The following is a 12,036-nucleotide window of genomic DNA, read 5'->3' on the forward strand; positions in this document are numbered from 1 at the left end:
CCGGCGAGGCTGTTGGCGGGGCTGGTGCTGCTGTCGAAGTGGGCGACGGAGCGGCGGGTGGGGGGTCAGCCGGCGGTGTCGGCGCCGGTGCCGTACCCGATGCAGACGGGCCCGGCTTTGTGGCCGATGGGCTGGCTGTGGGCGTCACAGTAACGGTTTCCGTGGCGGTATCCGCCACTACCGGCCCTTGGGCCATACCAACGAGGCAAAGGCCGCCGGCCACAGCTACCGCCACGGTCTTGCGGACCTTCGCCACTGCAGTGCGGCGTCGGCTCCCGGCCCATCGGTCCCGTTGTTTTTCTGGTCCCAACATTGTCATCGATCGCGCTCCCGTATCCCCCAGTACGGGGCACGTTCCCCGTTTCCGCCCCATCCTATTCGACGCCGGCCCGAGGTGGAATGCCACACGGCCGCTAGGCCACGGCTGATCTCCGCCGGAGCTCCGCAACGACGTCGTGCACCTCTGCGTCCATCACGACCTCGCCGTGTTCGAGCAGCACCCCGCGTTCACAGACCGTCGCCACCAAATCCAGGTCGTGGCTCACCACAAAGAGCGTCTTGCCCTTCTCGGCCAACTCCTGGATCTTCGCGATGCACTTACGCTGAAACGGCTCATCGCCGACGGCAAGGATCTCATCAATGAGGAAGACCTCCGGGTCGGTGTGCACCGCGATGGAAAATGCCAAACGCAGGTACATACCCGACGAGTAGAACTTCACTTCGGTGTCAATGAATTCACCGATTTCCGAGAACTCCACGATGGAATCAAACATCTCATCGATCTGCTTTTCCGACATGCCCAGAATCGCACCGTTGAGATAAACGTTGTCACGTCCGCTGAGGTCATGGTGGAAGCCCGCGCCGACCTCGATCAGCCCGGCGACCCGCCCCCGGGTCCGCACCGTGCCGGCGTCAGGCTGCAGCACACCGGAAATCAACTTCAGGAGGGTGGATTTACCGGAACCGTTCAGGCCCAGCAGGGCAACCGTTTCGCCTTGCTTGACCTCAAGGGAGACGTGGTTCAACGCCTGGAACTTCTTCGACAGATCTCCCTTGCGGCCCCTGACAAGCCAGACCAAGGCCTCCTTCAGGGAGCGCGTGTGCCGCAGGACGAACTGCTTGCGGACGCCAATACAGCTGATGGCAACGTGGCCGTGGGACGCCATTTCAGAGCTCCTGTGCGAAGTGGACGGAAAGCCGGCGGAACATCAGCTGGCCAAGGAACAGGATTGCCACAGACATGATCAGGGAAACCGGAAGCCAGAAGCTCAAGAGATCCGGGGGCATGGTATCCCCCACGAGCTGGTTCGCCTTCAGGGTCGGCTCCCAAAAAGCCCAGTGGAAAACTTCGACGGCGGTTGTCATCGGGTTGAGCTGATAAACCCAAAACCACGGTCCCATAACCTGTTGGACCATGGTCCACACGTAAAGAACCGGCGAAGCCCACGTGACAACCATAACGATCATGTCCACGATGTTTTCGGAGTCGCGGAAGTAGACGTTGACAGCACCGAACATCAGGCCCAGGCCAGTCGCCAGGATCGCCACCATCACAAAGATCAGGACCGCCGCCAATATCTGCACGATTGACGGTGTCCACCCGACAACCAGGCAGGCAGCAATAAGTACCAACAACTGAGGCAGGAAATGGGCGGCTGACACCCACACGGTTGCGACTGGAAACAGCTCCCGCGGCAGGTAGATCTTCCGAATGAGGTCGCGGTTGTCCACTATCGACCGGGTGGCGTTGGACAATGACTCCGTAAAGAAGTTAACCAGCACAATGCCCGAAAAGAGATAGATCGCGTAGTTGGGTGTCCCCCGCTCAAGATTTAGGAAAATACCCAGCGCGATGAAGTAGATCATGAACTGCATCAGCGGTTTGACATAGGACCACATCAGACCAAGCACCGAACCGCGATAGCGGATCTTTATCTCTTTGCGTACCAGCAGCTTCAACAGGAAGCGATCACCGTAGACATCGAGCAGTCCGCGGCCACGTCCGGGCTTGACCAACTGGTCCACAGCGCCGGCCATCTATTGCCCACCCTTGGTGTCGGCGTCGAACGTCCTTTTCCAGGCTTCCATCGAGGTAATTCGTGGAACGGCCTCCCGGTACTGCTCGGCCAACTTGTCCCACTCCCGGTACAGCCGAAGGTGCAAACGGGTGGCCTCGGCCAGCATCGACTTGAGCTTCTTGGGGTCACGCCGGTACCAGGAGGCACCTGTTCCCTCGGCGTTGGACACCACAACACTGTCGTAGTGGGCAAGCCTGAACCAGCGGTTGTCCCGGTGGGCCAGGAATCCCTGCGGACGTTCGGCGCTCTCCGGCGCGGGAGCCTTGACGAGCTGACGCGAGACTGTCTTGATGCCCCAGGGAACCAGGTCCTTTTTGCGCGGCATTCCGATCGGCGCACCACCCATTGGGCCGCGGCCCAATTTCGGAGCCGGGAAGTCGTCCACGTCATCCTTCAGCTGGGCGTCCGTGTACTGGGACTTGAGGGCGTTGATCTCCGGAAGCCTGGACGCCAGGACCTGATGCAGAGCGTCGGGTCCTCTGAAGATGTCTTTCAGTGCCTCGATGCGGCCGTGCTCGGTGAAATACTGCATCGACACAAGATGCTTGACGTCGGCCTGGACCGATTCCCTGAGGACCCGTCCGCCCTTGGGATAGGGGCTGTGAACGAGCGTGGTTATCAGCCGGTTGCGTTCGTGGAAGTACGACTGCCAGCCGACCATGTCGTCCTTATCCGCCCACGACACATGCCACACCGCTGCGCCCGGCAGTGACACGGTCGCGAACCCGGCTTCCCTGGCCCGGAGACCGTATTCGGCGTCGTCCCATTTGATGAACAGCGGGAGGGCCAGCCCGATTTCCTTGATCACCTTCGTGGGGACCAGACACATCCACCAGCCGTTGTAGTCGACGTCCACCCTGCGATGCAGCCAGGCGGTCTGGCGGAGGTTCGCGACGCTAAAGTCATGGCGAAGCTCCATGTCCGCATGTGGCTGCGCCGGCACAATCCGGTAAGGGTCGACCACCTCGCCAAAGGTGTGCAGGACGCTGCGGTTATACAGGTCAAACATGTGCCCCCCGATGATGGTGGGCTTCCGGCAGTGGTCGGCAAAGGTCAAGAGCCGAACGATACTTTCCGGCTCGACGACGATGTCGTCGTCGAGCAGCAACACGTAATCGCTGCCGTTCTCCACCGCCTCGTACATTCCACGGGCAAAACCGCCGGACCCGCCCAAGTTCGCCTGATTAATGACCCGTAGCTTGCCCCCGAGTGAGGCCTGGACCTCGGCGAACCCCTCTTGGTCTTCCACCTTTTGCGTGCCCTGGTCCACGATCAGGATTTCCTTGACGTTGGCCAGGACGTCGAGGTTAGCTGCGAGGATGCGGGCGTTGTTGAGGCAGTAATCGGGCTTGTTCATTGTCGTGATTTCGAGGGTCACCTGGCCGCGGCTGCCGGTGAGATCGTGAGACTCCCACTGGCCGGCCTCAAGCACGAGGTCCGTGGAACTCGCTGCCAGATCAAACCAGTACCAGCCGCCGTCGCCGAACGGCTTGAGCGATAACTCGAAAACCGAAGTGGACTCGCCGTCAACGTGGCGCCCATCGACCCGCTGAACCGACCCGCGGGCATTGGACTTGTAAACGGTGACCGCTCCGCTGCCGGTTGTCCGAACGACCAGCCGGATGTCACGGACCGAGGTCCACCGTCGCCAGTAGCTTGCCGGAAATGCGTTGAAATAGGTGCCGAACGATATTTGCTCGCCGGACCGCACCCGCATGGACTCACGCGAGAGCAAGTCCTCGAAGTGCGCCTCGCTCCCCCCGGAGCTGAACATCTGCAGTTTGTCCTCGGGCAGCTTCGGCGAGCGGGCAAGTTCGTCGTTCTCCCGCAGCCGGATGCCGCTGGCGGGCCCGGCGTCCACGTACAGCGGGATAGTGTCGGTCTGGTCACCCGACGGAAGGATTACCCGTTGGATCCGTGCCCAATCAGTAGTTTCGTCCGCGGCGCTCATGCGTCGACCCCTCCGCTTTCAATTTTGGCGCCACCATCGAAATGCGGGCGGATCTTATTATCGAACATGGTCAGTGCCGACCCGATGGCCATGTGCATGTCCAGATACTTGTATGTGCCCAGACGACCCCCGAACAGGACATCCTGCTCGGCGGCGGCGAGATCGCGGTACTTGAGCAGCCGTTCGCGGTCCGCTGCGGTGTTGATCGGGTAGTAGGGTTCGTCGCCCTTTTCTGCTGCCCGCGAGAACTCGCGCATAATAACGGTCTTTTCCGTCTGGTAGTCGCGCTCCGGGTGGAAGTGCCGTGGCTCAATGATGCGGGTGTAGGCCACGTCGGCGTCGTTGTAGTTGACCACTGACGTTCCCTGGAAGTCTCCGACGTCGAGGATTTCTTCTTCGAAGTCGATGGTGCGCCAGGAGAGGTCGCCCTCGGCGAAGTCAAAGTAGCGGTCGACCGGGCCGGTGTAGATGACCGGGATGTTGCCGACAACATTGTTTTTGCTGTACTCGTGCGACTCGTCAAAGAAGTCGGTGTTGAGCCGGACCTCGATATTCGGGTGCTCCGCCATCTTCTCGATCCACGCGGTGTAGCCGTTGGTCGGGAGACCTTCGTACTTGTCGTTGAAGTACCGGTTGTCGTAGTTGTAGCGAACCGGGAGCCGGGAAATGATGCCCGCGGGCAGGTCCTTGGGGTCCGTCTGCCATTGCTTGCCGGTGTAGTGCTTGATGAAGGCCTCGTACAGCGGACGGCCGATCAGCTGGATGCCCTTGTCGTTCAGGTTCTGCGGATCCGTGCCGGCAAGTTCCCCGGCCTGTTCCTTGATCAGTTCCTGGGCCTCGCCCGGGGTCAGGTTGGCGCGGAAGAACTGGTTGATGGTCGCCAGGTTGATCGGCAGGGAGTAGACCTCGCCCTTGTGAACGCCGTACACCTTGTGAACGTAGTTGGTGAAGGTGGTGAAGCGGTTCACGTACTCCCAGACACGCTCGTTGGAGGTGTGGAAGAGGTGCGCGCCGTAGCGGTGCACCTCGATGCCGGTCTGCTCTTCTCTTTCGCTGTAGGCATTTCCGCCAATGTGGTGCCGGCGGTCGATAACAACGACCTTCAAGCCCAGCTCTGTGGCGGCCTGTTCTGCGATTGTCAGGCCAAAGAAGCCCGACCCTACGATGACGAGGTCAGCGGTCACAAACTCTCCTGGTTCGAATGCGGGCAGCGCAATCTTGCGCATTGTCTGCTGGTCCAGCCTACCCGAGACACGGTGTGAACCCGCGAATCGCGGCCCGCGTCCAGGCCCGCGGACCGTCCTGTCGCGGGGCAGTTTTCCCTCCGTCGGCACCGCTTTCCACATAGCCGGATTCCCGCGTGCCGCAACGCCGCATCGCCGCCTACCGTGGGATCAAACGACACCCCGGGAAAGGACCCAACCCGATGCTGCTGCATTGCACACTGGTTCCCGCCCCGGGGTCGGCACTGACCTCCGGACCTGCGGAACTGGCCATCGAACTGCCGGCTACCTGCCCCGGCGCGGACCTCGAAGCGGCTATCTCCAGACGTTACGGGACCGGGGCGCTGACCGTGGACCGGGTGCCCGTGGCCGCTTTGACGCCCGGGAAAGTCCCCCTCGTTGCCGGTGCCATCCTGGTGGACGGCGCTGCGCCGCCCACGATTGTGGACCCGCCAACGCTCGTGCTGACCGTGCACAGTGGCCCGGGTGCGGGCCTGATCTTTCCGTTGCGGCGGGGGCGGTTCCGAATCGGTCGCAGCGGCACCGAGATCGTCATTCCGGACGCCGAGCTGTCCCGGGAACATGCCCGGCTGGACGTGACTGACTCCGCCGTCAGCCTCGTCGATCTCGGCAGCGCCAACGGGGTCCGCGTCGACGGACGGAAAGTACAGTCGGCGCCCGTCTCCACGGAGTCGGCGATCCGGTGCGGCGGTTCGTCGATGTCCCTGGTTTTCGGCGATTCCCTCGACGCCGGCATTCCGGCCTTTGCCGGGTCCGACATCTCAGCACCGTTGGTGCTCAGCAACCCCGCGGCGCACAGCAACAGGGCGGCCCTGCTGCTGTCAGCGGGCCTGCCCCTCTGCCTCGGAGTGGGCCTGGCCGTCCTCACCGGAATGTGGGTGTTCCTCGCTTTTACTGCCCTGTCAGCCGTGTCCATTCTGGTGCCCGTGTTTTCGGGCCGAAGGCAGCGCCGCGAACTGCGGGCCGCCGTGGCCGCCGCGGCGCGCCAGGACCGCGAACGACGGCGGCGAGCCGCGCCCTCCGCCGGCGAACTGTCGCTGGGGGCTCGTTTCCTTGCAGCGGATCGCGGGGTGTCATCCGCAATTGCCACAGGACCTGTCTGGTTGCGGCTCGGCCAGGCACCGCAACGCGCGAATATCGGTCTGGAACCACCGGATTCCGGATTCCAGCCACCGTTGCTCGGCCTGGTGCCTGTGACACTCAATCCAGCGACGAGGCTGACCACCGTGCGTGGCCCCGAAACCGCCGTGTCCGGACTGGTCAGATCCTGCCTGCTGCAACTTGCCAGCTACCCCGCAGCCGGGCGAACCAAAATCCTCATCCACGGCCCAACCGCCGCCCTTTATGCCGCACGCTTCCTGCCGTCAGTCGTGCTCTCCGCACAGGAGACATCCACGCTGGAGATCCTCGCAACCGGCCCGGGCCCGGGCTACGAGCGCGGGGTGCTGGTGATCGTCACGACAATGGGGCGGGACAGGCTGTGTTCGGCTGCGGCAGGCCACGGCTGGCAGGTTTTCCACTGCTCCGAAGGTCCTGCTGCTGCCGCCGCTGGTTCGGTCCTAGAGCTCACCGAGCGAACCGCCGTGCTTTCGTCCGGTCACTCCGCGGTGGAGTTCATTCCCGATCTTGTTCCAGCCGGCGTCTTCGACCGGGCCTGCCGCCGGATCGGCGGACAGAACCCTGAGCAGGCTCCGCCAAAAGGCCTTCCGGATGCCTGCTTCATGGCGGAGCTGATGCCAGCCTCAGCGGCGGAAATCTCCGCACGCTGGGCCGCCTCAGCACACGCCCCCGGACTTCCAGTGCTGGTCGGCGTCGGAACGTCCGGCCCACTGTGGCTGGACCTCCAGGCCGACGGCCCCCATTTCCTGGTGGCGGGGACCACCGGCTCGGGCAAATCCGAATTGTTGCGGACCATGGCGGTCGGGTTGGTGGGCCATTACCCGCCCGATCGCGTCAACCTGCTGTTTATTGATTTCAAAGGCGGCTCCGGCCTGCGACCGTTGGCAGCCCTGACACACTGCGTCGGACTGCTCACGGATCTCGACCAGGGTGAAGTGGAGCGCACGCTCGTATCACTGCGGGCGGAAGTACGCCGCAGGGAAGAGCTCCTTGACTCGTACCGGGCTGCCGACCTCATTGCCTATGAATCGCTTCAACCCGCGGCGCCGCCGCTGCCCCATCTGGTGCTTATCATCGACGAATTCAGAATGCTGGTAGAGGAAGCCCCGGGAGCGCTGGCCGAGCTCCTGCGGGTAGCTGCAATCGGCCGCTCGCTTGGGATTCATCTCATCATGGCCACCCAGCGACCCCAGGGCGCCGTTTCCGCAGACATCCGTGCGAACGTGACCAGCCGTGTCGCCCTGCGGGTCCAATCCGAACTGGAGTCCCTCGACATCATCAATTCACGGCTGGCGGCAGCCATCCCGATTGCGCGGCCGGGACGCGCCTACCTGGTCCGCGGCAGCGAAGCGCCGGAAGAGTTTCAGACCGCCACGACCACGCCGCTCCCGTCCGAGGCTGCCGGCTGGCCAAGTGTGATGGAGGTCAGTGAATTCCTCAACCGCCCGGCGGTCGAACCGTGCGCCGCCCGCGCCGCATCGCCACCGTCCCTGGCCATAACCCACCTGACGGAAACAGTCCGGGCTGCCTGGGCGGCAATCGGCGGTGGGGAGCCGCGCCGTCCGGTGGCAACACCGCTCCCCGGTAAAGTGCCGTTTCCGACGGATGGCAGCCGCGGCCGGATCCGGCTGGGGTTGTTGGACCTTCCCAGGGAACAACGAGTGGCAGAGTTCGACTGGCATCCGGGCACCCACGGCCACCTCGGACTGATCCCGGGACTCAATGGAGGTGCCGACACCGTCCTGGAGCTCATTGTGAATCAGCTGCTTGGCTGCGATGACGAATCCCACATGTATCTCTTGGATGCCACAGGTTCATTCAGCGCCATGTCCACCGCCGCTAGAGTGGGCGCAGTTGTCGGGCTGCACGAACTCCGGCGGGCCGCGCGGGTCCTCGAACGCGTCTCGGAAGAAATGACACGAAGGCTGGGCCTTGCCCAGCCGGCGGACCTGCCTGTCCTCGTCCTCGTCCTGTGCGGTTGGGGGTCCTGGGTGTCGGCGTTTCGGGCCGGACCCCTGGCCTGGGCCGAAGACCTGGTCCACAACATCGTCCGGGATGGTGCCCGCGCCGGGATTGCGGTGCTCGCGGCGGGGGAACGCGAGCTCGTGACCGCACGGTTCTTCGCCGCCGTGCCCAACCGGATTTTCCTGCCTGCCGGTTCGACCGAGGAAGCGCGGCTCGGTTGGCCCCGGCTGCCCGCCGGCGGGACGGCCGGAGATCGAGTGGTCGTTTTTGGACCAATGTCTGTCTCCCCTTCTCCTTCCGGGCACGTGGGACAACTCTTCGGGCCCCGCCCGCCGGCAGTCGGCGGCGAGGCCTGTCTCTCGCGAATCCGGCCGTTCCGCATCGAGCCCCTTCCATCACGGGTCACGGTCAGCGAAGTCCACGCGCGGTCCGGTCCAGTAAGTGCGGGCAGCAGCGAGGCAACGCCCCGCCCGGGCCCGCCTGCCTCGAACGGGCAGCTTTGCCTCGGCGTCCAGGGCGACGAACTCTGCGCTGTGGGAATCCCGTTACCTCCGGGCGCAGTCCTAGCGGTCCTCGGTGGGCACCTGTCGGGGAAGAGCTCGCTTCTATCGGCCCTTCCCGGGCTCAACCCGGCAGCCACTTGGCTCCGGCCCCCGTCGGCGACGGATCTGGAGGAGTACTGGGCAGGCACGTACGACTCCGCGCTCGCCGGGGTGCTGGACCCTGCGGCGGTCCTGCTGGCGGACGACCTCGACCTGCAGTCAGCTGAAACCAATCGCCGGCTGGTCCTGTTGAACAACCTGGGCTGGCGCGTGGTCCTGACGGCAGGCTTTAACCCCGCCATTCGGCAACGGGTACCACTGGCCCAGAATGCCGCGGGCTACGGAAGGGGCGTCCTGCTCGCCCCGCGGTCGGTGCTGGACGGTGACTTGTTCGGAGTCAGGTTCGATCTGGAGCCCAGCCCTCCCCCGGGCCGCGCGGTCCTGATTTCGGAAGGTCGGGCCCGGGCGGTGCAGTTGGCGTTCGATCCTGCAGCAGACAGCAGCAGGGATCAGACGGGACCTGGCTAGAGGGCCGGCGGAGCCCCGCCTGCCCGTGATGCGAACACGATGACTCGCTTGTCAAACAGCAAAATAATGGCGGTAACCGCAGGCACCAGCAGGGCCAAGCCCGCCAGGGGATAGCCGCCGGACATCGTGGGAAAGCCGATGGTGAGCGCAAAAAGCTGGGCCACCAGCGCACCCGATCGCGGCCACCGGTACCCGCGGAACAGGAACGTGGACACGGCCACAAGCCAGGCAGCGAAGACCAACAGCAGCCCCAGCGTGAAGACTGCACCCCAGAAGGAGAGCACCGGGGCTCCGGTAACTAACTGGCTTCCGTACCAGATGGCGGCAACCAACAGCGCGGTCGCTTCCAGCGCCACGATGACAGCAATGACCAGGATTCCTGCCGGCCGGCCGCGAACGCTGCCGGCGGGCCCGCCGGAAGGGCTTCCCGCAGGGCCGTTCCCGCGGTCAGCGGCAGGTTCGGAGGGGTTTTCAGAGGCTCTTGACACACTGGCACAGTACCGGACATAGTCGACTGGACGTGAGGGCCCGGCCGCACATTGTGATGCATCGCTCACGAGGGCGCGGCATTTTGCATGCTAGTACCCCTTGTTTACGCAGCGTTAACATGACACGCTTAATTCAGATGATCGAGGGGGCCCCACCGGGCCCCTTTCTTATGAAGCCTCTAGTGAATAATTTCACAAAGGCAAAACTGACTGCCCAGGAAATGGAGTGACTGATCAGCATGGATTGGCGTAACCGCGCAGCGTGCCTTGACAAGGACCCGGAGCTTTTCTTCCCCGTAGGAAACACCGGCCCTGCCCTCCTGCAGATCGAGGAAGCCAAAAGTGTTTGCCGTCGATGCCCCGTCGTTGACACGTGCCTTCAGTGGGCCCTCGAATCCGGGCAGGACGCCGGCGTCTGGGGCGGCATGAGCGAAGACGAGCGACGTGCCCTCAAGCGGCGCGCGGCTCGTGCCCGCCGCGCCTCCTGACACCAGCTACTGGCCGCCGGTAGAACCGGCACCCAGCCTTTACAGGCAGGAACAAGAAATGGCCGCAGACTCACGTCTGCGGCCATTGCTCGTTAACCGCCATGGTCCCGCCCCCGGCGTCCGCCCTGGCCGACGGGCTAGGACGGGCTAGGACGTGGCCAGACTCAAGACGATCTCGACTGCCGTCCCGCCGCTGTCACGGGCCTTCCACTGGATACTGCCGCCCAGTTCGCTCGTCACCAGGGTACGGACGATCTGCAGACCGAGGCCCTCCACATAGGGTGTAGCGGGGATGCCGACGCCGTCGTCCGCTACCGTGACGGTGAGCAGCTCCTCGCCGTCCTCGCCCTCGGAGCGGTCCGCCATTAGCCAGACCGTTCCGGTCCTGCCCTCCAGCCCATGTTCAACGGCGTTGGTCACCAACTCGTTGATCACTAAGGCCAGCGGCGTCGCAAAGTCGCTCGGCAGCTCACCAAACAGTCCCGAGCGTGCTGTCTTCACCTGCTGCGACGGCGACGCCACCTCAGCCGAGAGCCTGAACTGGCGTCCGATAAGTTCGTCGAAGTCGACGCTCTGGGTCAGGCCCTGGGACAGCGTCTCATGCACGAGGGCGATCGTGGCCACTCGCCGCATCGCCTGCTCAAGCCCCTGCTTTGCCTCATCGCTGACCATGCGCCGCGACTGCATCCGCAGCAGCGCGGCAACGGTCTGCAGGTTGTTCTTCACCCGGTGGTGGATCTCCCGAATCGTGGCGTCTTTCGTCACGAGCTCCATCTCGCGGCGCCGCAGTTCGCTGACGTCGCGGCAGAGCACGAGGGCGCCGAAGCGCCGCTGTTCATCCCGCAGCGGAATCGCCCGCAAGGACAGACTGACCCCGCGGGACTCGATTTCACTGCGCCACGGCATACGCCCTGTGACGACCAGCGGAAGGGTTTCATCCACCAGACGACGGTCCTTCAGCAAACCTGCGGTTACCTCGGCCAGGCTCCTGCCCTCAAGTGACTCGCCGTCTCCCAGCCGTCGGAATGCGGACACCCCGTTGGGGCTCGCGTACTGGACGATGCCCTCGGCGTCGAGCCTGATCAGACCGTCCCCAACGCGCGGCGCCCCGCGGCGCGAACCGGTGGGCGAGGCGAAATCGGGCCACAGCCCCAGTGTTCCCATCCGCAACAGATCGTAAGCGCATTGCCGGTAAGTCAACTCCAGCCGCGACGGCATGCGGGAGCTGGAGAGATCCATGTGGGTGGTGACGATGGCAAGGGTCCGGCCGTTGCGGACCATTGGCACGGCCTCGACCCGAAGAGCCGTATCGCTGCTCCAGTTGGTCTCGTTGGAGCGCTCGATAGTCCGGCTCTCCCACGCCTTCTCAACGAGGGGCAACAGGTCCGAACGGATCCCCTCCCCCACGAAATCGGCGTGGAACACCGTATGCGTGGTGGAGGGGCGGACGTGCGCCAGTGCCACGTAGCCGAACTCGGGATGCGGAAACCACAGCGCCAGGTCAGCGAACGCCAAGTCGGCGACCATCTGCCAGTCCCCGACGAGCAGGTGGAGCCACTCGGCATCCCCCGGCCCGAAATCAGCATGCTCCCTGATAGGGTCCGTAAAGATTGCCACAGCACCTCCATAGTCG

General features: G+C 64.1%; 8 protein-coding genes. 2 read left to right on the forward strand and 6 right to left on the reverse strand.

The window, feature by feature from the left end; translation table 11 throughout:
• Positions 1-413: 413 nt before the first annotated feature.
• Genes ABIB49_RS07070 through glf form a run of 4 tightly spaced genes read right to left on the reverse strand, consistent with a single transcriptional unit; the run spans position 414 to position 5,213 of the window.
• Positions 414-1,166: an ABC transporter ATP-binding protein gene (locus tag ABIB49_RS07070; protein ID WP_354156850.1), complete on the reverse strand. Its 753-nt coding sequence runs from the start codon at positions 1,164-1,166 to the stop codon at positions 414-416.
• A 1-nt stretch (position 1,167) separates the two neighbouring features.
• Positions 1,168-2,037 carry an ABC transporter permease gene (locus ABIB49_RS07075; RefSeq protein ID WP_354156851.1) on the reverse strand — a complete coding sequence of 290 codons (870 nt, stop codon included), beginning with the start codon at positions 2,035-2,037 and terminating at the stop codon, positions 1,168-1,170.
• Positions 2,038-4,029 carry a glycosyltransferase gene (locus ABIB49_RS07080; RefSeq protein WP_282360492.1) on the reverse strand — a complete coding sequence of 664 codons (1,992 nt, stop codon included), beginning with the start codon at positions 4,027-4,029 and terminating at the stop codon, positions 2,038-2,040.
• Entirely contained in the window at positions 4,026-5,213 is a 1,188-nt protein-coding gene (gene glf / locus ABIB49_RS07085) for a UDP-galactopyranose mutase (RefSeq protein ID WP_282360493.1), read from the reverse strand. The genes ABIB49_RS07080 and glf overlap by 4 nt, the downstream gene beginning before the upstream one ends.
• 242 nt (positions 5,214-5,455) lie before the next feature.
• Between glf and ABIB49_RS07090 the strand changes: the two genes are divergently transcribed.
• On the forward strand, positions 5,456-9,427 hold the full coding sequence (locus ABIB49_RS07090; protein ID WP_354156852.1) for an FtsK/SpoIIIE domain-containing protein: 3,972 nt from the start codon (positions 5,456-5,458) through the stop codon (positions 9,425-9,427).
• Here the strand turns inward: ABIB49_RS07090 and ABIB49_RS07095 are convergent.
• Positions 9,424-9,915: a hypothetical protein gene (locus ABIB49_RS07095; protein WP_396021306.1), complete on the reverse strand. Its 492-nt coding sequence runs from the start codon at positions 9,913-9,915 to the stop codon at positions 9,424-9,426. The two genes, ABIB49_RS07090 and ABIB49_RS07095, sit on opposite strands and share 4 nt — an antisense overlap.
• A 239-nt stretch (positions 9,916-10,154) precedes the next feature.
• On the opposite strand from ABIB49_RS07095, the gene ABIB49_RS07100 reads away from it, so the two are divergent.
• Positions 10,155-10,403: a WhiB family transcriptional regulator gene (locus ABIB49_RS07100; RefSeq protein ID WP_003804966.1), complete on the forward strand. Its 249-nt coding sequence runs from the start codon at positions 10,155-10,157 to the stop codon at positions 10,401-10,403.
• Positions 10,404-10,550: 147 nt separating this feature from the next.
• On the opposite strand, the gene ABIB49_RS07105 is transcribed toward ABIB49_RS07100, so the two are convergent.
• The gene (locus ABIB49_RS07105) at positions 10,551-12,020 is read right to left on the reverse strand and encodes a sensor histidine kinase (protein WP_226775776.1); all 1,470 of its coding nucleotides are present in this window, start codon (positions 12,018-12,020) and stop codon (positions 10,551-10,553) included.
• Positions 12,021-12,036: the final 16 nt, after the last annotated feature.

The organism is Arthrobacter sp. UYCu512 (assembly GCF_040547075.1).
Taxonomy (GTDB): domain Bacteria; phylum Actinomycetota; class Actinomycetes; order Actinomycetales; family Micrococcaceae; genus Arthrobacter.

What these genes read in the sequence shown, in the direction of transcription:
- ABIB49_RS07100 (WP_003804966.1), top strand. Translation starts at nt 10,155, where the DNA reads ATGGATTGGCGTAACCGCGCAGCGTGCCTTGACAAGGACCCGGAGCTT.
- ABIB49_RS07075 (WP_354156851.1), bottom strand. Translation starts at nt 2,037, where the DNA reads ATGGCCGGCGCTGTGGACCAGTTGGTCAAGCCCGGACGTGGCCGCGGA.
- ABIB49_RS07090 (WP_354156852.1), top strand. Translation starts at nt 5,456, where the DNA reads ATGCTGCTGCATTGCACACTGGTTCCCGCCCCGGGGTCGGCACTGACC.
- ABIB49_RS07080 (WP_282360492.1), bottom strand. Translation starts at nt 4,029, where the DNA reads ATGAGCGCCGCGGACGAAACTACTGATTGGGCACGGATCCAACGGGTA.
- ABIB49_RS07070 (WP_354156850.1), bottom strand. Translation starts at nt 1,166, where the DNA reads ATGGCGTCCCACGGCCACGTTGCCATCAGCTGTATTGGCGTCCGCAAG.